The organism is Sulfitobacter sp. M39 (genome assembly GCF_021735935.1).
In the GTDB taxonomy this organism is placed as follows: Bacteria; Pseudomonadota; Alphaproteobacteria; order Rhodobacterales; family Rhodobacteraceae; genus Sulfitobacter.
Genome location: NZ_WMDZ01000001.1, coordinates 1,123,607 through 1,144,247, shown reverse-complemented (window position 1 = coordinate 1,144,247; position 20,641 = coordinate 1,123,607). Strand labels below are relative to the sequence as shown.

General features: G+C 61.4%; 20 protein-coding genes, 1 tRNA gene and 1 riboswitch. Of the genes, 11 read left to right on the top strand and 10 right to left on the bottom strand.

Translation table 11 applies throughout. The annotated features are described in order from the left end of the window. The first annotated feature begins 37 nt into the window (after positions 1–37). The 4 genes from GLP43_RS05595 to GLP43_RS05580 are packed head-to-tail and all read left to right on the top strand — an operon-like array spanning position 38 to position 3,508. Positions 38–1,048, top strand: coding sequence for a glycosyltransferase family 4 protein (locus GLP43_RS05595; protein ID WP_237278524.1), 1,011 nt, complete (start codon positions 38–40; stop codon positions 1,046–1,048). Further along, positions 1,045–1,626 (top strand): histidine phosphatase family protein, encoded by a 582-nt coding sequence (locus tag GLP43_RS05590; protein ID WP_237278523.1) that lies wholly within the window; start codon positions 1,045–1,047, stop codon positions 1,624–1,626. The genes GLP43_RS05595 and GLP43_RS05590 overlap by 4 nt, the downstream gene beginning before the upstream one ends. Beyond that, entirely contained in the window at positions 1,623–2,762 is a 1,140-nt protein-coding gene (locus GLP43_RS05585; protein ID WP_237278522.1) for a glycosyltransferase family protein, read from the top strand. The genes GLP43_RS05590 and GLP43_RS05585 overlap by 4 nt, the downstream gene beginning before the upstream one ends. Then, the gene (locus GLP43_RS05580; RefSeq protein WP_237278521.1) at positions 2,759–3,508 is read left to right on the top strand and encodes a polysaccharide deacetylase family protein; all 750 of its coding nucleotides are present in this window, start codon (positions 2,759–2,761) and stop codon (positions 3,506–3,508) included. The genes GLP43_RS05585 and GLP43_RS05580 overlap by 4 nt, the downstream gene beginning before the upstream one ends. Positions 3,509–3,567: 59 nt before the next feature. On the opposite strand, the gene lepA is transcribed toward GLP43_RS05580, so the two are convergent. Next, positions 3,568–5,367: a translation elongation factor 4 gene (lepA, locus tag GLP43_RS05575; RefSeq protein ID WP_237278520.1), complete on the bottom strand. Its 1,800-nt coding sequence runs from the start codon at positions 5,365–5,367 to the stop codon at positions 3,568–3,570. Between the two features lie 355 nt (positions 5,368–5,722). Here lepA and GLP43_RS05570 point away from each other — a divergent pair, with 355 nt between their 5' ends. Both GLP43_RS05570 and GLP43_RS05565 read left to right on the top strand, forming a co-directional pair. Continuing rightward, entirely contained in the window at positions 5,723–6,817 is a 1,095-nt protein-coding gene (locus GLP43_RS05570) for a porin (RefSeq protein WP_237278519.1), read from the top strand. A 156-nt stretch (positions 6,818–6,973) separates the two neighbouring features. Then, complete coding sequence (locus GLP43_RS05565) at positions 6,974–7,333, top strand: hypothetical protein (protein WP_237278518.1); 360 nt, start codon at positions 6,974–6,976, stop codon at positions 7,331–7,333. Positions 7,334–7,368: 35 nt separating this feature from the next. Here the strand turns inward: GLP43_RS05565 and GLP43_RS05560 are convergent, their stop codons facing one another. The 6 genes from GLP43_RS05560 to GLP43_RS05535 form a co-directional block, all read right to left on the bottom strand. Then, on the bottom strand, positions 7,369–7,833 hold the full coding sequence (locus GLP43_RS05560; RefSeq protein ID WP_237278517.1) for an arsenate-mycothiol transferase ArsC: 465 nt from the start codon (positions 7,831–7,833) through the stop codon (positions 7,369–7,371). Next, positions 7,834–8,313 carry a UPF0262 family protein gene (locus tag GLP43_RS05555; RefSeq protein ID WP_009826222.1) on the bottom strand — a complete coding sequence of 160 codons (480 nt, stop codon included), beginning with the start codon at positions 8,311–8,313 and terminating at the stop codon, positions 7,834–7,836. 94 nt (positions 8,314–8,407) lie between these two features. Next, the gene (hisD, locus tag GLP43_RS05550; RefSeq protein ID WP_237278516.1) at positions 8,408–9,709 is read right to left on the bottom strand and encodes a histidinol dehydrogenase; all 1,302 of its coding nucleotides are present in this window, start codon (positions 9,707–9,709) and stop codon (positions 8,408–8,410) included. A gap of 81 nt (positions 9,710–9,790) precedes the next feature. Beyond that, on the bottom strand, positions 9,791–10,261 hold the full coding sequence (locus GLP43_RS05545; protein WP_237278515.1) for a DUF2948 family protein: 471 nt from the start codon (positions 10,259–10,261) through the stop codon (positions 9,791–9,793). Next, a complete protein-coding gene (murA, locus tag GLP43_RS05540) occupies positions 10,258–11,529 on the bottom strand; it encodes a UDP-N-acetylglucosamine 1-carboxyvinyltransferase (protein WP_237278514.1) in 1,272 nt (423 codons plus the stop codon). The genes GLP43_RS05545 and murA overlap by 4 nt, the downstream gene beginning before the upstream one ends. Before the next feature lie 3 nt (positions 11,530–11,532). Beyond that, positions 11,533–11,733, bottom strand: coding sequence for a hypothetical protein (locus GLP43_RS05535; RefSeq protein ID WP_037943532.1), 201 nt, complete (start codon positions 11,731–11,733; stop codon positions 11,533–11,535). A gap of 84 nt (positions 11,734–11,817) precedes the next feature. Here GLP43_RS05535 and GLP43_RS05530 point away from each other — a divergent pair. After that, positions 11,818–11,892: transfer RNA gene (locus tag GLP43_RS05530), tRNA-Thr, on the top strand. Between the two features lie 188 nt (positions 11,893–12,080). Here GLP43_RS05530 and GLP43_RS05525 read toward each other — a convergent pair. The 3 genes from GLP43_RS05525 to GLP43_RS05515 form a co-directional block, all read right to left on the bottom strand. Further along, positions 12,081–13,079 carry a hypothetical protein gene (locus GLP43_RS05525; protein ID WP_237278513.1) on the bottom strand — a complete coding sequence of 333 codons (999 nt, stop codon included), beginning with the start codon at positions 13,077–13,079 and terminating at the stop codon, positions 12,081–12,083. A 237-nt stretch (positions 13,080–13,316) separates the two neighbouring features. Next, positions 13,317–13,997: a 5,6-dimethylbenzimidazole synthase gene (gene bluB, locus GLP43_RS05520; RefSeq protein ID WP_237278512.1), complete on the bottom strand. Its 681-nt coding sequence runs from the start codon at positions 13,995–13,997 to the stop codon at positions 13,317–13,319. A 50-nt stretch (positions 13,998–14,047) separates the two neighbouring features. After that, a riboswitch (cobalamin riboswitch) is annotated at positions 14,048–14,225 on the bottom strand. Positions 14,226–14,261: 36 nt separating this feature from the next. Beyond that, a complete protein-coding gene (locus GLP43_RS05515; RefSeq protein WP_005851877.1) occupies positions 14,262–15,023 on the bottom strand; it encodes a hypothetical protein in 762 nt (253 codons plus the stop codon). Between the two features lie 366 nt (positions 15,024–15,389). Between GLP43_RS05515 and GLP43_RS05510 the strand changes: the two genes are divergently transcribed. The 4 genes from GLP43_RS05510 (at position 15,390) to GLP43_RS05495 (ending at position 20,641) form a co-directional block, all read left to right on the top strand. Then, positions 15,390–17,033, top strand: a complete 1,644-nt coding sequence (locus tag GLP43_RS05510) for a BCCT family transporter (protein WP_237278511.1) — start codon at positions 15,390–15,392, stop codon at positions 17,031–17,033. A 357-nt stretch (positions 17,034–17,390) separates the two neighbouring features. After that, positions 17,391–17,555: a hemin uptake protein HemP gene (hemP, locus tag GLP43_RS05505; protein ID WP_009826214.1), complete on the top strand. Its 165-nt coding sequence runs from the start codon at positions 17,391–17,393 to the stop codon at positions 17,553–17,555. Further along, the gene (locus tag GLP43_RS05500; protein WP_237278510.1) at positions 17,552–18,028 is read left to right on the top strand and encodes a hypothetical protein; all 477 of its coding nucleotides are present in this window, start codon (positions 17,552–17,554) and stop codon (positions 18,026–18,028) included. The genes hemP and GLP43_RS05500 overlap by 4 nt, the downstream gene beginning before the upstream one ends. Positions 18,029–18,214: 186 nt before the next feature. Next, positions 18,215–20,641 carry a TonB-dependent receptor gene (locus GLP43_RS05495; protein ID WP_237278509.1) on the top strand — a complete coding sequence of 809 codons (2,427 nt, stop codon included), beginning with the start codon at positions 18,215–18,217 and terminating at the stop codon, positions 20,639–20,641.

Sequence of the window (20,641 nt, the reverse complement as noted above, 5' to 3'; positions counted from 1 at the left end):
GTCCCCTGATCATCCGGTACCCTCGGGGGATCGGGCGATGGCGCGTGGGTTGATGGCCGCGCTGCAACAGGGGGGCGCGACGGTCGCAGTCGCCAGCACCCTGCGCAGCCGCGATGGGGCGGGAGACAGCGCGGCGCAGGCCATGCTTTTCAACGCTGCCGAGGCCGAAGTGACTCAAGCCATCGCCCGCGGTCGCACCGAAGGCTGGCAGGCGTGGATCACCTATCACAACTATTACAAGGCCCCCGACCTGATCGGCCCCGCCGTCGCCCGCGCCCTTGGCATCCCCTATCTGCTGGTCGAATCCAGCCGCGCGCGCAAACGGCTGACAGGCCCGTGGGCCGGTTTCGCCCAAGCCGCCGAGGCCGCAAGCGACGCGGCGGATGTGATCTTTTACCTCACGCACCGCGATGCCGAGACGCTGCGCCGCGATCAGACCGCGGGGCAGCGGCTGGTGCATCTGCCGCCGTTTCTCGCACAGGGCGCTTTGCCGCCGCCGTCCGCGCTGGATGGCCCGATGCTGGCTGTCGGCATGCTGCGCGACGGGGACAAACGCGCCTCGTATCAGATCATCGCGGAGACGCTGGCGCTGCTGCCAGCAGACAGCTGGCGGTTGGATATCGCGGGTGACGGCCCCGCCCGCACCGAGATAGAGACGATGCTGGCCCCCTTTGGCGACGCGGTTCGGTTTCTTGGGGAGCTTGATGCAGACGCCATGGCCGCCGCCTATCGTCATGCGTCGCTGCTGTTCTGGCCCGGTGTGAACGAAGCCTTTGGCCTTGCCTATCTGGAGGCGCAGGCCGCCGGCCTGCCCGTCGTGGCCCAAGACCGCCCCGGCGTGCGCGATGTGCTGGCCCCCGGCCCCTATCCCTCGCCGGCAAGCGGCACCGCGCCGCTTGCCGCACAGATCACAGCGCTGCTGTCGGATACAACCCTACGCCACACACGCGCCCAAGCCGCCCGCGATTTTGTTGCGCAACATCATCTGCTTCCCACGGCCACCGCGACCTTGCTGGCAGGATTGGAAAGCTGCGGGGTGCGCCCGTGATCCGGCTTGCCCTGCTCCGCCACGGACATACAAGCTGGAACCGTGCTGGCCGCATTCAGGGGCGCACGGATATCCCGCTGGATGATGACGCCCGCGCCGGTCTGGCGGCGTTGGCATTGCCCGCGCCTTGGGACCGTGCCGATCTTGTATCAAGCCCCCTGTCTCGCGCCGCTGAAACCGCCCGATTGGTCGCAGACCGCGCGCCGAAAACCACGCCCGCGCTGATGGAGATGGACTGGGGCCAATGGGAAGGGCTGCACGGCGTAGAGCTTAAGGCAGACCCCGCCAGCGGGTTCCGCGATATCGAGGATTGGGGCTGGGGCTACACCCCACCCGGTGGCGAAAGCCCCGACAGCCTGCGCGAACGGCTGATCCCTTGGGCCAACAGCTTGACGCGCGATACTGTCGCCGTCTGCCATATCGGCGTGATGCGTGTTTTGCTGGCCTATGCGACCGGCTGGGATTTCGCTGGCCCCGCCCCCTTTCAGATCAAGCGCAACCGCTTATATCTGCTGGATATTTCACCCAAGGGCTGGACTGCCCACCCTGAACCCATCCGACTGGAGCCGCGCTTATGAAGGTCAGCATCGTCGTCACGCATCTGCTGGGCACCGGCCATCTGGCCCGCGCCCTGACCCTTGGCCGCGCCTATGGGGCGGCGGGGCATGATGTGCAGGTTGTTTCGGGCGGGATGCCTGCACCGCAGTTGAACCGCGACGGCGTTGACGTGGTGCAACTGCCGCCGCTGCGCTCTGACGGCGTGGATTTCGCGCGGCTGCTGGATGAACACGGCACGCTTGCCTCTGAAGCGTTGAAGGCAGCGCGACGCGAGATGCTGGTCACCCACATCCAGACCCGCGCCCCCGATCTGCTAATCACCGAACTGTTCCCCTTTGGGCGCCGCACCCTCAAGGCAGAGTTCCTGGCCCTGCTTGATGCCGCAGATGCCCTGCCCACGCGCCCGCTGATCTGCGCATCGGTACGCGATATCCTTGCGCCGCCGTCCAAACCTGCCAAGGCGCAGCTGGCCGATGATCTGGTGGCGCAATATTACGGTGCGGTGCTGGTCCATGCGGACGAGGCCGTGACGCCGCTATCGCTCAGTTGGCCGGTGTCCGACGCGATGCAGGGCAAACTGCGCTATACCGGTTTCGTCGCACCGCCCCCCGCCAGCCCCCATCCCGACCGGCTTGGCGCGGGCGAGATTATCGTCAGCGCGGGGGGGGGCGATGTGGGCGCGCATGTGTTCGACACCTGCCGCGGCGCGGCCGCGCGTGATGCGGGACGGGTCTGGCGCTTGTTGCTGGGGGGGCAGGATGCGGCCGCACGCAGCGCCACGCTGATGCAGGATGCCCCCGCGAATGTGGTGATCGAACCGGCGCGCCCCGAATTCCGCCAGATGCTGTATCACGCCGCGGCCTCTGTCTCTTTGTGCGGCTACAATACCGCGCTGGATGTGCTGCAAAGCGGGGTGCGCGCGCTGTTTGTCCCTTTTGACGCCGGCAACGAGGTGGAACAGGGACTGCGCGCCGATGCGCTGTCGGCGCTGTCGGGGATCGAGGTGCTGCGCAGCGCTGATCTCGCACCGGACACACTGCTATCCGCCTTGGCAACTCTGCACGCCACCCCGGCCCGACCTGCGCAGACAGACGGGTTTGACGGGGCCGCGAGGACGGTCACCCTGACCGAGACCATGCGAAAGGGCACGCGATGACCGTGAATTGGGCCATTCTTGACGCCGAGCTTGCCCTATGGCGCGCAGAAGGATTGCACCTGCCGATCTGGTGGCGCGATGATGATGCCATCGCCCCAACCCCCGCGCTGGATCGCCTTGCCGCACTGGCGGAGGACCTGTCCCTGCCCGTGCATATCGCCGTGATCCCTGAACACGCAGACCCCGCGCTTGCCGCCTATAGCAAGGACCGTCCGCTGATCCGCCCGCTGGTACATGGCTGGCAGCATATCAGCCACGCGCCCGCAGGGGCCAAAAAGGCAGAGTTCGGACACCCGCGCCCGGACGCGGCCCACGAGCTCGCCCAAGCACTGAACCGGATGCAACAGCTGTTTGGCGACGACCTGCTGCCGATCTTTGTGCCGCCATGGAACCGGTTGGACGATGGGTTGCTGCCCGTGCTGGCAGACGCAGGCTATGTCGGGGTGTCGACCTATGGCCCGCGGAGCAACCGGATTGCCGCCCCCGGGTTGGTGCAGATCAACACCCATATCGACCCGATTTTCTGGCGCGGCACCCGCAGCCTTGTCCCACCGGACAAGCTGATTGCGGATATCACCAAACGGCTGCAGGACCGCCGCAAGGGGCGGACTGACCCGCAGGAACCCTTGGGGTTTCTGACCCACCACTTGGTGCATGACGAAGATATCTGGGGGTTCACCCACGCCTGCCTTGCGCGGTTGCTGGACGGTGGAGCGCTACCTGCACAGATCACAGAGCTGCCCTGACCGCTGGTGGCACTACTACGAAAAAGGGGCGCATGAAGCGCCCCTTTTGAATAATCGTCTTAGCTGTCCATCTTCAAGGCAGAGATAAATGCCTCTTGCGGGATGTCGACCTTGCCAAACTGGCGCATCTTCTTTTTACCCGCCTTCTGTTTATCCAACAGCTTGCGTTTCCGCGAGGCATCGCCGCCGTAGCATTTCGCGGTCACGTCCTTGCGCATCGCCGATAGGGTTTCGCGCGCGATCACCTTGCCGCCGATGGCTGCCTGAATCGGGATCTTGAACATGTGCCGCGGGATCAGATCCTTGAGCTTTTCAACCATCGCCCGGCCACGCATTTCGGCGCGGTCGCGGTGCACCATGGTGCTGAGCGCATCAACAGGTTCGTCGTTGACCAGAATAGACATCTTGACCAACGCATCTTCGCGGTAGCCGATCATCTGATAGTCGAACGAGGCATAGCCCTTGGTCACCGACTTCAGCCGGTCATAGAAGTCGAAAACCACTTCGTTCAGCGGCAGATCATAGACAACCATCGCGCGGCTGCCCGCATAGGTCAGGTCCATCTGGATGCCACGACGGTCCTGACACAGCTTGAGCACGTCACCAAGATAGTCATCCGGCACAAGGATGGTCGCCTTGATGCGTGGCTCTTCGATGTGATCTACGAAGGTCAGGTCTGGCATGTCTGCGGGGTTGTGCAACTGCTCGACCGTGCCGTCTTTCATGTGGATGTCATAGATAACCGACGGCGCGGTGGTGATCAGGTCGATGTCATACTCGCGCTCGATCCGGTCACGAATGACTTCAAGGTGCAGCAGGCCAAGGAAGCCGCAGCGGAAACCGAAACCCAGGGCGGCGGATGTTTCCATCTCGAAGCTGAAAGACGCGTCGTTCAGCGCCAGCTTTTCGATACTGTCGCGCAGGTCTTCGAACTCGGCGGCGTCCACCGGGAACAGACCACAGAACACCACGGGCTGCGCTGGCTTAAAGCCCGGCAGCGGGGTCTCGGTGCCCTTTTTCTCGTGGGTGATCGTATCCCCGACCCGCGTGTCGCGGACCTGCTTGATCGATGCGGTCAGAAACCCGATCTCGCCGGGGTTGAGGCTGTCGATCTCGGTCATGGCGGGGCGGAAAACGCCGATGCGGTCAACGTGGTGCACCGACCCGTTCTGCATCATGCGGATACGGTCGCCTTTTTTCAGCTGACCATCCATGATCCGCACTAGAACGATGACGCCCAGATAGCTGTCGTACCATGAATCGACCAGCATCGCCTTGAGCGGCGCGTCCTGCGTGCCGGTAGGCGCAGGCAGCTTGTGCACGATCGCTTCAAGCGTTTCGACAATGCCCTGCCCGGTTTTCGCGGACACCTGAATGGCTTCGGAAGCATCGATCCCGATCACATCCTCGATCTGTTCCGCCACGCGGTCGCAGTCGGACGCAGGCAGGTCGATCTTGTTGAGAACCGGCACGATCTCGTGATCCGCATCAATCGCGTGATACACATTGGCGAGCGTCTGCGCCTCTACGCCTTGGGTGCTGTCCACGACCAGCAGCGATCCTTCGACCGCGCGCATGGAGCGAGAGACCTCGTAGGCAAAGTCGACGTGACCGGGGGTGTCGATCAGATTGAGGATATATTCCTCGCCGTTCTGGGCGGTGTAGTTGATCCGCACCGTCTGGGCCTTGATCGTGATCCCGCGCTCGCGCTCGATATCCATCGAGTCGAGCATCTGCGCTTTCATATCGCGCAGGGAAACGGTGTTCGTCTCTTGGATCAGGCGATCGGCGAGCGTGGATTTACCATGATCGATGTGCGCGACGATGGAGAAATTGCGGATATGTGAAAGTGGTGTCATGAGGCAAGGATATGGTGCGGATTCAAGCGCTGGTCAATGGGCTGGATCGCCTGTTCCCCTTGATCCTCAGGGCATTTGACGCGCGTCGGCGGATTTACCTGCATTCTGATCGCAAACGTCAAAGGGGGGATGCCATTTTTTCGCGGTCACCTGCCATGCAAAATCCGCATATCGCCGCCAGCGCCAATATATCAAGGCGCTTGGCAGTACCGCGCGGTACCGACCTCTTTAGCAATGTTGCAACACCGGCATTTCGTATGGCTGCCTTACGGTTTTATCCCGCGGGCAGCGGCGTTAGATCGGCCTTCTCAAATGGTCTGCACCCTTGCAGATCGGGCGAATAAGGAATTTTGAGATGAAGATGAAACACTCGCTTGGCACAGTGACCGTTGCTGCCCTTGGTCTGGCGTCGCTTCCCGCGCTGGCACAGGCCCAAGAAGGCCCCGTCTGGGACGTTTACGGCCAACTGAACTTTGGCGTTCTGAGCGTTGACGATGGTGAAGACACAAACACCACGTTTATCGACAACGACAACTCCAACAGCCGCGTTGGTCTGACCATGACCCAAGCGCTGCAAAACGGGTCCGAACTGCGTCTGACCTTCGAAGCAGGCCTTGGCCTGACCGGGTCCTCCGCCATCAATGGCGATGACGACAGCCTGGATTTCGACTACCACCGCACCGAACTGCGCAAACTGGACCTGACATACCGCACACCAAACGCGGGTATCTTCTCGTTTGGTCAAGGCAGCACATCGACAGATGGCTCGGCCGAAGCTGACTTCTCGGGCACCGGTGTGGCCGCCTATGTGGGCATCAGCGACATCGCGGGCAGCCAGCAGCTGCGTTTCGCGGATGGCACCCTGTCGACCGTCGCAATCGGGAACACCAACGGCTCTTTCGACGGCAGCCGTCGCTTCCGCGTGCGCTATGACACACCTGTGTTCAACGGCTTCTCCGCATCGGTTTCCTACGGTCAGGAAGTCCTGAGCTCGGGCGATGACAACGACTACACCGATGTCGGCACACGCTACGTTCAAGACTACGGCGACTATTCGGTTGACGCGCGCTTGGGCTATTCGTTCCGCGACACCAGCAACGATCTGGTCATGGGCTCCGCCGCTGTTCTGCACCAACCCACCGGTCTGAACCTCGCGGTTTCCGCAGGTCGCCGCGTGGCGGGTGACGCAGACTACGCCTACATCAAAGCGGGCATCACCCGTGATTACATCGCAGCGGGTTCGACATCCTTCTCCGTTGATTACTACGACGGGAACGACTTCGTTGTCGCAGGGTCCAGCACCTCTTCCGTGGGTGTCGCCGTTGTTCAGCGTCTCGACGCGTACAACACCGAGCTTTACGCAACACACCGCACCTATGACTTCGACGATCCGTCGGCATCCTATCAGGATCTGGACGTGACCTTCGTTGGTGCGCGCTGGAAGTTCTAAGCAACACACGCCTTTGCCCGACCTATTCGGGCAAAGGCATTTCCGTTTTGCGCCCTCAATCGTGAATTGCTCAATCTGCAGATTTCCGGCATAAATGCCAGCAGCAGTTAGGGCAGCCTCGGGATCAACCCGGCGTCCGAGAGATGAGGCAAAACGATGGTACGACTTTTCACGATGATCTGTGTTGTTGGCACGCTGGCCGCTTGCGGCGGACCGCGCGGCTATAACCCCAGCGGCGGCTTTGGCCGGGGCGCTGTCTTGTTCGCCACCGGGCCGATCCACAACGCCTGTATGAAATCGGGGCGCAAACAGGCGAGCGCGGCGCGCTGCGGCTGTATCCAAGCCGTTGCCGATAAAGAGCTTTCTTCATCAGAACAGCGCCGTGGCGTACGCGTCTTCTCGGACCCTCACAGCCTGCAAGAGGCTCGCCAGTCCGACCGCCAAAGCGACAATGATTTCTGGGCTGTATGGAAAGCCTATGGCCAGACAGCGTCGACGCTGTGCAGCGCCACCTAAGACCGTGACACCAGCGGCAGGGGTACGCCCCTGCCCTAGATCTGTGGCCGCGTGGGCGCACCGAACCGGTCAATCAGGCGGTCTTTGATCTGATCACGGGCGGCGCGGTATTGCGCGATCTTGGCATCGCGGGTTTCCCCCAGCCCTGTCGGATCGAGGATCGGCCAATATTCCACCGTCAGATGATAAAACCGCGTCAGTTCCAGCGCACGGCGTTGGCTGGCGGGGCTCAGCGCGATGATCAGATCGAAAGAGCTTAGATCATCACCCCAATTCTCCATCTCGTCGAAACTGCGGGACCGGTGGCGGGACAATTCGACATCCAGCTCTTGGCACACCGCGATAGAGAAGCCGTCGATTTCCAGATCGTTCATCACGCCGACGGATTGCACATAGGTGCCCGTGCCGTAGAACTTTTTCATCAACCCTTCAGCCATAGGCGACCGCACCGCGTTGTGATCGCAGCAAAACAGCACCGATTGGGGCAGCTTCTGGGTCATCTAGCCGCCGTAGTGCAGGACGCAGATGAGGGTGAACAGGCGGCGGGCCGTATCGGTATCGATCTCGGCCTTGCCTTCAAGCCGCTCTTGCAACACCCGAGAGCCTTCGTTGTGAATCCCGCGCCGTGCCATATCGATGGTCTCGATCTGCGAGGGGGCGGATTTCTTGACCGCCTCGAAGTAGGATTCGCAAATCTGGAAGTAATCTTTGACAACCTGCCGGAACGGCCCGAGCGACAGATGGAATTCCGCCGCCTTTTCAGCGCTTTCGGTGTTCACATCGAAGACCAACCGTTTGTCACGGATCGACAAGCCCAGATGGTACGGCCCTTGCGGCACCGGGCGATCATCGCGCGACGGCAGGGTAAAAACGTTGTCCTCCAGCAGATCAAACATGGCGACCTTGCGCTCTTGCTCTATCTCGGGCGTGGGCGGGGGCAGGTTCGCGTCGTCAAGCGCGATATGCGTGATCCGGGACATGGGGACGTCTCATCTAGTGTTTATCCCGCCGACCTTAGACCGGGCGGCGGGGTTCTACAATTGACATCGGCGGGACGGACAAAGGGCCGTTGCGTCAGTCGTTCAGTTTGCGCAGCCGTGCGGTGACCGACAGACCGTGCGCCTCAAGGCTTTCGGATCGCGCCAGACGTTCCGCCGACGGGCCGATTGCGCGCAGCGCGTCCGGCGTCATCCGTGCCAAAGTCGTGCGCTTCATAAAGTCCAGCACCGACAGCCCGCTGGAAAACCGGGCAGAGCGTGCCGTGGGCAGCACGTGGTTCGGCCCGCCCACATAGTCGCCAATCGCCTCGGGCGTCCATTGACCAAGGAAGATCGCCCCCGCGTGGGTGATCTGCGCGCTCAGCGCATCCACATCCGCGACACAAAGCTCAAGGTGCTCAGGAGCGATACGGTTGCTCAGCTTGGCGGCGGTCGCCAGATCCGGCACGGTGATGATCGCCCCGTTCTCGCGCCAGCTGGTGCCCGCAATCGCGCGCCGTTCCAGCGTTTCCAGCCGTGCATCCACAGCATCCGACACCGCGCGGCCAAAGGCCTTGTCCGTGGTGATCAGGATCGATTGGGCGCTTTCGTCGTGTTCGGCTTGGCTAAGCAGATCAAGCGCGATCCAGTCAGCATCGTTGTCACCATCCGCGATCACCAGAATTTCGGACGGGCCCGCAATCATGTCGATGCCCACCTTGCCAAACACCCGCCGTTTCGCGGCAGCGACATAGGCATTGCCGGGGCCGGTGATCTTGTCGACGGGGGGGATCGTATCGGTGCCATAGGCCAGCGCCGCCACCGCCTGCGCCCCACCGATGCGGTAAATCTCATCGACGCCCGCCAGCCGCGCAGCCAGCAACACCAGCGGGTTCAGCACCCCGTCCGGCGTGGGCACGACCATCGCAAGCCGTTCAACCCCCGCGACCTTGGCCGGGATCGCGTTCATCAAGACAGAGGACGGATAGCTTGCCAGACCACCGGGCACATAAAGCCCTGCGGCGGATACGGCGCTCCACCGCCAGCCGAGCGTGGCACCGGCGTCGTCCTGCCACTGTGCATCCTCGGGCAGTTGCCGTTCGTGATAGGCCCGGATGCGCGCCGCGGCGAGTTCAAGCGCTGTGCGATCCGCGTCGGAAACTTCGGCAACCGCGGCGTCGACCTCTGCCGCGGTGATGCGCAGGGTGTCGGGGGTCAGCGCGATGCGGTCGAACTTCTGGGTCAGCTCGATCACCGCAGCATCGCCCTTGGCCCGCACCTGCGCAATGATCTCGGCCACTGTGTCATCCACATCGGGGCTGTCTTCACGTTTGGCAGAAAGCAGCGCGGTGAACGCCTGTTCGAAATCGGGCTGATCGAAGTCTAGGAATTGGGGCATCGGATGTCCTTTGCAACGTGCAATAGGCTTTGAAGGGATGCCACGCGGGCGATCCGCACGGCAAAGAATGTGGAAGAACGCTTAGGTCGGATGTTCCGGCAGTTTGCGCGACGGGGCCACATAGGGGCGCGTCACATCCTTCAAGGTCACATCCAGCGCTTCGACCGTCAGCCGGATCACACCATCCCCCGCGAGGGTCAGCAGCACGTCGCCCGAGGGCGCATCGGTTTCGGTAAATTCGATCTGCAACAGCGACAGGATGGTATCCGCATCCCCCTTGTTCACGCCTTGGCTGGACACGCGCTGCACGTTGCTGAACATCAGGATACTTTGCACGCGTTCCGGGGCGTGGCGCGACTTGCCCGCGTCTTCCCACCGCACGCGGTTCAGCAACAGGGCAAAGCGCCCCTCCTTCTGCAGCCAGCGCATTTCCGAACCCGGAAACACAGCATCCTGCGCCAGCGAGGAGATCACCTTGAGGTCATCGGCATCCAGCGCGCCGAGGTTCAGCGGGGCTTCGCGCCCGTCTTCGAAACGTGCATCTTCGGTCATTGGTCTTTGATCCGTTCAATATTTGCGCCCACGCCGCGCAGTTTAGCCACCACATGTTCGTACCCGCGATCCAGATGGTAGACACGGCTGACGCGCGTTTCGCCTTCGGCGGCCATACCGGCAAGGATCAGAGAAATCGACGCGCGCAGATCGGTCGCCATCACCGGCGCACCTTTCAGCTTTTTGACGCCATGCACCGTCGCGGTGCCGCCTTGGACCTCGATATCGGCCCCCATGCGGATCAGCTCGGGCGCGTGCATAAAGCGGTTCTCAAAGATTTTCTCTTCCAGCACCGAGGTGCCCTCCGCCGTACACAGCAGCGCCATCATCTGGGCTTGCAGGTCGGTGGGAAAACCGGGGAAAGGTTCGGTGGTGACATTCACCGCGTTGATCATCCCGTTGCGCCGCGCAACTTTCAGACCCTTGTCCGTCTCGGTCACGTCGATCCCTGCCGCGTCAAGCTTTTCGCAGAAAGCCGACAACAGGTTGATGCGCCCGCCCAGCAATTCAACCTCGCCACCACACATCGCCGGGGCAAGCATATAGGTGCCAAGTTCGATCCGGTCGGTCACAACACGGTGGGTCGCCCCATGCAGGCGGTCAACGCCCTGAATCTCGATCCGGCTGGTGCCGTCGCCTTCGATCTGCGCGCCCATGGCACGCAAACAATCCGCGAGATCCACGATCTCGGGCTCGCGGGCGGCGTTGTTGATCACCGTCGTGCCCTTGGCCAAGGTCGCCGCCATCATAATGTTCTCGGTCGCGCCGACAGAGGCAAAGGGGAAGTCGATGACCGCACCTTTCAATGCCCCGCCTTGCGCCTTGGCGTGCAGATAACCGTCACGCAAGTCGATCTCTGCGCCCATCAGCGCCAGACCATCGGTGTGAATATCCATCGGCCGCGCACCAATCGCGCAGCCGCCGGGCAATGATACCTGCGCGTGCCCTTCGCGGGCCAGCAGCGGCCCCAGCACAAGGTTCGACGCGCGCATCTTGCGCACGATGTCATATTCGGCGCGCGTATTGATCTCGCCATGACACGACATCGCCAGAACCTGACCGTCCTGCATCGATGTCACCTCTGCCCCCAAGGACCGCAGCAATTCGGTCATGGTGCGGATGTCGGACAGGCGCGGCGCGTTGGTCAGGGTCAGCGGCTCTTCGGACAGAAGGGTCGCGGGCATAAGCGTCAGACAGGCGTTCTTGGCCCCCGCAATCGGAATTTGCCCCGACAGCGCACCGCCGCCTTTGACCACAATCGAATCCATCGTTCAGCCTTCCTTGGTTTGGCCGGTCGGCCCGTTATCTGTCTGCGCGTTATTATTTTGCGTGTCGTCGCTTTGGCTTTTGTCGCTGCGCGCACGCGCTTGCGCCTTGCGTCGGCCCATATTGGCTTTCAGCGCGGCTTTCAGCCTGTCTTCCCGCAATGCATTGGGTTTTGGCGGCTTTTGTGGGGCGGTATCCTTTGACATGTCGATTGTCTAGCGCAGCGGACCGATATGGTCCAGATTACGCTTGCACCATATTGCGAATGGGTCTAATCACCCGCCCACAGTGCTGGAGTAGCTCAGTGGTAGAGCGCGTCATTGGTAATGACGAGGTCGGGAGTTCAATCCTCCCCTTCAGCACCAGATCCCCCCTTTAAACATATCGCTTTGCCCTGATGCCTTATTTATTTGGCGTTGCGGTTTTGGCATGTGCCATGGATGCGCCTGAGGTCGTCGTCGCGCCCTCCGCACCGGAACATCCCGAATCACGATTAAATAAGAAAACCCCGACCGCTTGCGCCGCCGGGGTTTTGATTTTCACGTGAAGCAATTTAGCCGCGGTATGTCAGACCGGCAAACAGACGGCCCTGATCGCGGTGGCGCCCCCCGTGGACCGACCCTGCAACAGATGCCACACCGGCAATCAGTGACGCGGCGGCCAGCACAAAGGCGGTCAGGATACCGGCGTTGCGCGCGGTTTGCGCAGCCTCAACCGCTGCTTCTTTCGCCTCTGCCGCAGCTTGTTCAGCCTCGGCCTTGGCAGCGGCAACAGCGTCTTCGACTTCCTGACGTGCTTCCTGCGCTTGGGTCACGATCTGGTCCACGCGCTCTTTCGCCTGAGCCTGGGTCAGATCGGTGCGTGCGGCAACAGCACCGGCAAGATAGGTCCGGTCTTCCTCGCTCACCTCACCCGTGCGGTAGATATTCGCGACGATGCTGGCGGTCTGCTCTGCCAATTGCTCGGGATCGGCGGTGACCGGGTCAACCTGATTGGGGCGCAAAAGCTGGTTCGACAGGTAATCTGTCGGATCATTCTTGGCCTCATCCGGGATAGCAGCACCCGCCGCATCGGCCAGACCGGAGGCAGCACCCCCAACGGCAGAGCCCGCAGCCTCGACGACCGTACCAGCTGCTTTGCCTGCACCCGCAGCAACATTGCCCGCGGTATTAGCTGCAAAGCTCAGCGCGCTTGATAGCATCACGGCGGTGATCACAGACCCGAGGCCCCAAACAACCAAACCGTTGATCCCGTCACGTGCGGTCACTTCGTCATCCGTGGCGCTTTCGACGCGGCGGCGCATGCGGCCCGCGATATAGCCACCGGCCAGATAGGACGCGACCAGCGTGATCACCATCCACAGCGCGGTCAGCACCAGTTCAAGCGTCGATGAATTGTCGGTTCCGTCCAGCGTGATCGACGACAAGCCAAGCGCCGCGCCGAAGGCGGTCAGCAAGAGCCCGATTGCCACAGCCACAACGGTACCCGCGAAAATTGCGGGCCAGTCGACATAGGATCCATCGGCAGTTTTTTCAGTGAGTGTCGTGTTCATGTAAATGCCTCCCCGGCGTTAGTTTACGCAAGACCGATCAGCGACAATACCGCCATGACCACGACCACAAGACCTACGAGATAAATGATACCGCCCATTTGGAAGAACTCCTCTATGCGTGCCGCACGCGGTATGCGTCGGCTTCACAAAGGCAACGTCAGGGAACCGGCATGGTTCCGCTGATGATACAAAATACCCGCACTGCGGGAGGTGACGTCGCGAACGACGAGGAACCGCCTAAGGATCGCCCTGCCACGTGCCGTCAAAGATCATCTCGTCCACGGGGAGCCGTTTGCTCCAGCCTTTCACCTCAAGTTCGGGCGTCTGGTAAAGCTCGTCCACGTGGCCCAAACACAGGTAGCCGACGATTTCTATCCGGTCGGGGATCTTCAGCAGGTCACGCAGATCGGCATCGCGGAACACGCTGACCCAGCCCAGCCCGATGCCCTCGGCGCGGGCGGCAAGCCAGAGGTTCTGGATCGCGCAGACCGTGCTATAAAGATCCATGCTTTGATTATGGGTGCGCCCCAGCACGACCTTGCCGCCACGGCTGCGGTCACAGGTCACGCAGATATTGACCGGTGCCTTGCGGATGCCTTCGAGCTTTAGCGACCTATAGGTTGTCTGGCGGTCGCCCTCGAACATCTGGGCGGCTTCCTCGTTGGCGCGGTTGAAGGCGTGCCAGACCTGATCGCGTGCGGCCTGATCCCGGATGACGATGAAGTTCCACGGCTGTGACAACCCGACGGACGGTGCGTGATGCGCGGCGGTTAGTATGCGGTGTAACACATCCTCGGCCACTGGATCGGGTAAAAACTGATCGCGTACATCGCGGCGGGTAAAGATCGCCTTGTAGACGGCGTCGCGTTCAGCATCTGAAAAAGGCGCAGCGGGTGCCAGCGCAGAGGGTATCGGCATTGTTCAGTCCCCAACAATACGTTTATGCGCCAATCCCGCTGTCCATGCGGGGCAAGCTGTACTGTCTGGCCGGTCTTCTGACTTAGGGTCGTTTGGTCCGCGCGCCTTCCCGGAATATTCCAGTGGCCTATGCGCAAACCATCCCCATTACAGCGTTGGGCACGTGCCGGAGTTTCACCAGCTTCCCGATTCTTCCGCGAGGCGGACACCAGACCCGGCCATTGGGCCACGGCTGTCCGCCCGGAACAAGCCCTAACGCGGGGATCAGCCGCGTTTGGTTGCGAAAATCTTCTTCATCACGGCGTCGAACTCGTTCCACGAGATGACAGCCTTGTTGCCTGCATAGCCGTGATAATAGGACCGCCCGTTAGAGGTCGGGAAACCGGCCCAGATACGTGCGAGGTTTTCCATAAAGCGGTGGCGGCTGATCTTGCCCTTCTTGAACGCATTAAACCCCGCATCGACCAAAAGGATATCTGCCAGCCCGTCCTGCACCGCCGAGGTAAAGCGGTCATTCTTGCTCAGGCCCGCCTGTCGCACCAGACTGCGCAGCGTGGATGGAATGAACTGGTATCGACCGATGGCATGCGGTTGGCCCGGCGTGCGGTCGATCCAGCGGTAGATCTCTCCGATGGTCATTTGTGTCGGACGCTGTGGCGGCAGCCGTTTGGCCCCGTATTGCACGGCGTCATAGCCCTTCGGACCCGCCTCGGCCCAAGCGATGAGGCTTTTGAGGTCCGCGGCAGTGCTGACCCCGCTTAGCTCTTGGAAGGACCGGCTGCGGCTGCTCACGGTCTTGGACCGGACCTGCGCTTTGGGCTGGACCTTATGGCGCAGCTTGATCTGCCCCTGCCCTGCGGATTGCATAACGTTGAACGAGATGTCGCTTTGCATGGCAGAGCGCGCACCGGACAGGCTGAACCCTTCGGCGCTGACAGTGGTAGCGGCCAGAAGTGCCGCGGTTGCGATAATTGGTAGTGTGCAAGTAACTTTCATATCATCCCCCATGATGAAAAAATTTGTCATGGGACCATGGTGACCGCAGACGCCCGCGCTTTCATTTGCGCAAGCAGGTGGGTCGGAGCCATGGACGGATAGGGCGGCATATCTTTTGGGATAGGGCGCTATCCCGCGGTGCGGTTGCCCCCTCCGTTCAGACGGGCTTGGGCAGTGCGGCACGCGGATCCGCCCCGGTGTTTCACCCGAATCCAAAGAGGGGATTCGCGGTAAACCACGGAAAAAACGCATAGCCCGCGCCCCGCAAACGGGGCGTCAAGCCCGCTTCCGGGGGCTAAGCCATGATATTCATTTACTTAATTCCCGCGCAGCGGTGGTCGTTTTGTCGGAGTTGCGCTATGATTAGTCGCAAATACATAAAATGGAGAGCATCTAATGACAGATGAAACGTCGCCGGGTATCCCGACACCCGACGGGGCCGCTGCCGTAATCGACACGGATTACGAGATCGGCCAAGACAACAAAGAAGGCAGCGTGGGGCCCTTCGGCTTCGACATTCACAACCCGGTCTTCGCGATCTCGGGTGTGTGTATTGTTGCCTTTGTATTCTACACCCTCGCGCTGCCCGAACACTCTGGCGCGCTATTCACATGGCTGTTCTCGTCGGTGACAAAGGGCTTTGACTGGTTCTTTATCTCTGCCGGCAACATCTTTGTGCTGTTCTGCCTGCTGCTGATCATCACGCCTTTGGGCCGTGTGCGCCTTGGCGGGGCCGAAGCAAGCCCTGACTATACCTACCTTGGATGGTTCTCGATGCTGTTCGCGGCGGGCATGGGCATCGGTCTGATGTTCTATGGCGTCTCTGAACCGCTATCGCATTTCTCGAGCTCCATGGGTGGCACTGCTGTTGGCGAAGACGGTCTGCGCACCGATTGGGCACCTTTGGGCGCGGCCGCGGGCGATCAAGCCGAAGCGGTTCGTCTGGGGATGGCGGCCACGATCTACCACTGGGGCCTGCACCCTTGGGCGATCTATGCCGTTGTTGGTCTGGCGCTGGCGCTGTTCAGCTATAACAAGGGTCTTCCCCTAACCATCCGCTCTGCCTTTTACCCGATCCTGGGGGAACGCGTCTGGGGCTGGCCCGGTCACGTGATCGACATTCTCGCCGTATTTGCAACGCTCTTTGGTCTGGCGACATCGCTTGGTCTGGGGGCCACGCAAGCCAACGCGGGCTTGAACGAGCTCTTTGGTCTGGCGGTTGGCCCAACAACTCAGGTTCTGCTGATCACCGGCATCACCGCGGTGGCGACCGTGTCCGTCCTGCGCGGCCTTGATGGCGGCGTCAAAGTCCTGTCAGAGATCAACATGGGTCTGGCGTTCCTGCTGCTGGCGTTTGTGCTGCTGGTCGGACCGACATGGGCAATCTTGTCGACCTTTGGATCGTCCCTGCTGGCCTATGGTGAATACCTGCCGGCCCTGTCCAACCCCGTTGGCCGTGAAGACGTGAACTTTATGCAAGGCTGGACGTCGTTCTACTGGGCATGGTGGATCAGCTGGTCACCTTTCGTCGGCATGTTCATCGCCCGCGTCAGCCGTGGCCGTTCGGTCCGCGAATTCCTGACCTGCGTCCTGCTGATCCCAAGCGTGGTCTGCGTCCTGTGGATGAGCGTCTTTGGGGGCATGGCAATCGATCAGGTGATCAGCGACGGCTACACCGCCGCGCAAGAAGCCGAGCTGCCACGCCAGCTGTTCGCCATGCTGGATGCGCTGCCGCTTGCCGGGATCACATCGCTGATCGGGATCGTCTTGGTCATCGTGTTCTTCGTGACCTCGTCTGACTCCGGCTCGCTGGTGATCGATACGATCACGGCAGGCGGCAAGGTCGACGCACCTGCGCCACAGCGCGTGTTCTGGTGCATCTTCGAAGGTGCCGTAGCGATCGTGTTGCTGCTGTCTGCGGGCGGGCTCAAGTCGCTTCAGTCGATGGTTATCTCTACCGGATTGCCCTTTACTGTGGTGCTGCTGTTCCTGTGCTACGCAATCTTCCGCGGCCTGCGCGCCGAAATGAAGACGCAATAACACCGCAATAACCGACGTTTGTGCTTTGCCAGTCAAAGCACCTGATACCCCCCGCCGCCCCGTGCAGCGGGGGGTATTCATTTGCGCGATACAGACACACAAAAAATCGCGCAAAGTATTCCGACTAAAACTGTCGGATTGACATACCCTATAATTTCAATCAGGTTTGTGGGAACGTCTAGCCACCCCGCCCATGATCACGGGGACGCCCGACACATGTGATGTGAGGAGTCCCACGATGAGACCATTCCCCAGAACGCAGACTGCCGTTCACCGTCAGGACCAAGCCGCAGGGCTGTCTGGTGATCAGTGCCGCGTGCAACGTTCTTTTTCCATGACCATTGATAGAGCAGCCCTATGACATTTCATGCCCCCCCAAAGACCCAAGCCCCGATGAACGCGCTGCCGACCTACTCTGCCCGCGACCTGACTGAAGGCGGAGATCTGGCCCAAATCGTGCTGGATACCCAGACCTACACCCTGCGAATCACACGCGCTGGCAAATTGATCCTGACCAAATGAATGACGCACATCAGCACCCCGGCGGTGCCCCGGTAGGGTTCATCACAGAGCTAGACAGCCTTCAGGCCGCGTCGGTCATCTATCTGCGGATGTGGTGTGACGGGCCTGATGCGCAGGAAAAAGTCAGCAGCGATTTTGCCAGCGTCCTCGGCCACACCAACGGGAGCAAGGCGCTCGCTACGTTTGAACAGCTATGCTCGCTTTGTGCACGGTTCGGGCGGCGGCCTTTGATGCGCCATTCGGTCACGTGCAAATGTCTGGGATCGGACGAATCCTGCTTTGCGAACTTCATCGCCACGGCAACAGACGGGCAGCGCGAAGACGCGATGCTGATCGCCACGCTGCTTGTGCGCCCCGATATGGCCCCGCTGGTGGCATCACTCGCGGCGGATTTCGGGCTTGCGCTTAAACGGATGCGCCTGAGCGCTCCTAGCGAGGTCGCGCAAATGGAAGCAGCACCGACGCTGCATTAACGGGCGCTTCACACGCCCGATCGGCGCCTTATGTGCAACGCTACAACCCATTGAAATTTTTGTAAGGTTGCCGAAGTTTAATACTTGATTGTTTTTATCAGCCTTAGTAACCCGCCCGTGAATAGGTAGCCAATCGTCCAGACCAGCCCCCTAAAAACAGCCCGAATGGGCAATGACGAGGGCACTATGACTCAGACGAAAACACCACACAGCTTGCGTGGCCACACGGCCAGCCGCAGCATCGGCATGATGACGGCCGCCGCCATCGGCGCAACGTCTCCTGCAGCACTTTATGCGCAATCCAGCGACGAGCCGCTGCTGCTTCCCGGGATCGAGGTTGAAACCTCCGAGCCGCAGGCCGCCAAGCCCAAGCCACAACCCGCCAAGAAACGCGCCGCGGCGGCCCCTGCCCCCCGCGCGACACCAGCACCCGCCCCTGCACCCGTCGTGGCCGAGGCCCCCGTTGCTGCCGCCCCCGCCGCGCCCGTCGCTGGCGAAAACGGCTTGTCCCCCTACGCCAACCCCGAAGCCGGATATCAGGCCGTCCAATCGGGCAACTCGCTGCTGACGCAACCGCTGGTCGATACACCGCGCACCGTCACCGCAGTCACCCAGGAAGTGCTGCGCGACAAGAACGCGACATCGGTGCGTGAACTCGCCCGCACCACCCCCGGCATCACATTGGGCACCGGCGAAGGCGGCAACGCATTCGGCGACGTTCTGTTCATCCGCGGCTTCCGGTCCTCCAACGACGTCTTCATCGACGGCGTGCGTGATTCCGGTGTCGCCGTGCGCGAGACATTCATGGCCGAACAGGTCGAGATCACCAAAGGCCCATCGGGTTCTATCGGAGGGCGTTCGACCACCGGCGGCGCGGTCAATCTGGTGACCAAAAAGGCGCAGGACACGGACTTCGTCAAAACCACCACGACCTTTGGCACCGCCGATCTGGCGCGTCAGGAAGTCGACTGGAACAAGGTCTGGAACGACCGCTTCAAGACCCGCATCGGTGCCGTCGCCCAAGTCAGTGACGTTGCCGGCCGCGACGGTAGCAAAGACGACCGTCTGGGTCTGTCCATTGCAGCCGAATACGAAGCGACCGACCGTCTGACACTGGATTTCGAAGCCTACCAGCTCCAGATGAAACAGATGCCAGACTGGGGTGTGCCATGGGATGGCACCAACGGCGTACCCTTCACCGAATCCGCGGCAGGCCGTCCGACGCTGGACCGTGACACCTTCTACGGCAACCCAGACCGCGATTTCCACGATGCGACACAAAGCGTTGCCACTTTCGGCGCCACCTTTGAAATCACACCGGGCATGACCTTCACCAACCGCTCCCGTCTCAGCCGGACCGAGAACGACTATATCGTGTCGGCGCCTGAACGCCCTGACACCTCGGGTGCCGATCCGCAGAACTGGACGCTGACGGCCTCCCCCAAAAGCCGGTATCAGGTCAACGAGGTGGCGTCGAACACCAGCGAGCTTTCCTTTGGCTTCAACACCGGGTCGGCGCGCCATGACATGATCGCGGGCTTCGCGCTGTCGCGTGAAGAGATCAGCCAGCGCGGCTATGTCGGCCTATCCTCCGAAGTGGGGGGCGGCACTGCCGAGGACCGTCTCGAAGGGTGCTCTGTCGCGATCTACAACCCCGATGTCAGCGGCTGTTCCACAGCGACACCTGTCCGCAGCGCCGATGCGACGCTGACCGATGTCACCACACGGTCGCTGTATCTGAACGACACGATCACCTTTAACCCGCAGTGGCAGTTGAACCTTGGTGCCCGTCTGGATGACTACAGCGTCAGCCGGACCACCACGGAAGCCGGTGCCGATACGCTGTCGCGCGATGACACCATGTTCAACTGGAATGCCGGTGTTGTCTGGAAACCCCGCGACAACGGGTCGATCTATCTGTCCTATGCCACCTCCACCAACCCCGTCGGGGATGAACTGGACGCAGGCGGCGGCAGCTACAACGGGATCGATTCCTCGAACCTGCTGCTGGAGCCTGAAGAAAACACCGCGATTGAACTGGGCACCAAATGGCAGTTCGGCAACCTAACCGCCACCGCTGCGCTGTTCCAGACCACCAAGGACAATGCCCGTGAAAGCACAGGCGGCCGCGGCGCACCTGTTGTGACCACCGCGACCGGCGAATACCGCGTCCGCGGGATCGAACTGGGCTTTGGCGGCAACATCACCGAAAAGCTGAGCCTGTTCGGCGGTGCGACCCTGATGGACAGCGAAGTGCTGAAAAGCAGCAACCCCGACAACGTTGGCGAAGAGTTCGCGAATATCGCGCACGAGCAGTTCAACGTACTGGCCCGTTACGACTATAACGACCAGTGGAGCTTTGGCGGCCAAGCAACATGGCGCGGCAGCGTTCAGGGCGGCACATTCGCGGCCACCAACGGCAACAAGCTGCCCAGCTACTGGCGCTTTGACCTGATGGCAGATTACCACATCACGGATGATGCCTCGGTCAACTTCCGTATCGATAACGTGCTGGACGAAACCTACTATGACGCGCTGTACCGCTCCGGCACGCCCTTCGTTTATGTGGCACCGGGCCGCTCTGCGTCCATCTCTGTCAGCATGAAGTTCTAA

What these genes read in the sequence shown, in the direction of transcription:
- hemP (WP_009826214.1), top strand. Translation starts at nt 17,391, where the DNA reads ATGACATTTCATGCCCCCCCAAAGACCCAAGCCCCGATGAACGCGCTG.
- lepA (WP_237278520.1), bottom strand. Translation starts at nt 5,367, where the DNA reads ATGACACCACTTTCACATATCCGCAATTTCTCCATCGTCGCGCACATC.
- GLP43_RS05565 (WP_237278518.1), top strand. Translation starts at nt 6,974, where the DNA reads ATGGTACGACTTTTCACGATGATCTGTGTTGTTGGCACGCTGGCCGCT.
- GLP43_RS05570 (WP_237278519.1), top strand. Translation starts at nt 5,723, where the DNA reads ATGAAGATGAAACACTCGCTTGGCACAGTGACCGTTGCTGCCCTTGGT.
- GLP43_RS05535 (WP_037943532.1), bottom strand. Translation starts at nt 11,733, where the DNA reads ATGTCAAAGGATACCGCCCCACAAAAGCCGCCAAAACCCAATGCATTG.
- GLP43_RS05595 (WP_237278524.1), top strand. Translation starts at nt 38, where the DNA reads ATGGCGCGTGGGTTGATGGCCGCGCTGCAACAGGGGGGCGCGACGGTC.
- GLP43_RS05580 (WP_237278521.1), top strand. Translation starts at nt 2,759, where the DNA reads ATGACCGTGAATTGGGCCATTCTTGACGCCGAGCTTGCCCTATGGCGC.
- GLP43_RS05515 (WP_005851877.1), bottom strand. Translation starts at nt 15,023, where the DNA reads ATGACAAATTTTTTCATCATGGGGGATGATATGAAAGTTACTTGCACA.
- GLP43_RS05495 (WP_237278509.1), top strand. Translation starts at nt 18,215, where the DNA reads ATGACTCAGACGAAAACACCACACAGCTTGCGTGGCCACACGGCCAGC.
- GLP43_RS05510 (WP_237278511.1), top strand. Translation starts at nt 15,390, where the DNA reads ATGACAGATGAAACGTCGCCGGGTATCCCGACACCCGACGGGGCCGCT.
- murA (WP_237278514.1), bottom strand. Translation starts at nt 11,529, where the DNA reads ATGGATTCGATTGTGGTCAAAGGCGGCGGTGCGCTGTCGGGGCAAATT.
- bluB (WP_237278512.1), bottom strand. Translation starts at nt 13,997, where the DNA reads ATGCCGATACCCTCTGCGCTGGCACCCGCTGCGCCTTTTTCAGATGCT.
- GLP43_RS05585 (WP_237278522.1), top strand. Translation starts at nt 1,623, where the DNA reads ATGAAGGTCAGCATCGTCGTCACGCATCTGCTGGGCACCGGCCATCTG.
- GLP43_RS05555 (WP_009826222.1), bottom strand. Translation starts at nt 8,313, where the DNA reads ATGTCCCGGATCACGCATATCGCGCTTGACGACGCGAACCTGCCCCCG.
- GLP43_RS05545 (WP_237278515.1), bottom strand. Translation starts at nt 10,261, where the DNA reads ATGACCGAAGATGCACGTTTCGAAGACGGGCGCGAAGCCCCGCTGAAC.
- GLP43_RS05500 (WP_237278510.1), top strand. Translation starts at nt 17,552, where the DNA reads ATGAATGACGCACATCAGCACCCCGGCGGTGCCCCGGTAGGGTTCATC.
- hisD (WP_237278516.1), bottom strand. Translation starts at nt 9,709, where the DNA reads ATGCCCCAATTCCTAGACTTCGATCAGCCCGATTTCGAACAGGCGTTC.
- GLP43_RS05560 (WP_237278517.1), bottom strand. Translation starts at nt 7,833, where the DNA reads ATGACCCAGAAGCTGCCCCAATCGGTGCTGTTTTGCTGCGATCACAAC.
- GLP43_RS05525 (WP_237278513.1), bottom strand. Translation starts at nt 13,079, where the DNA reads ATGAACACGACACTCACTGAAAAAACTGCCGATGGATCCTATGTCGAC.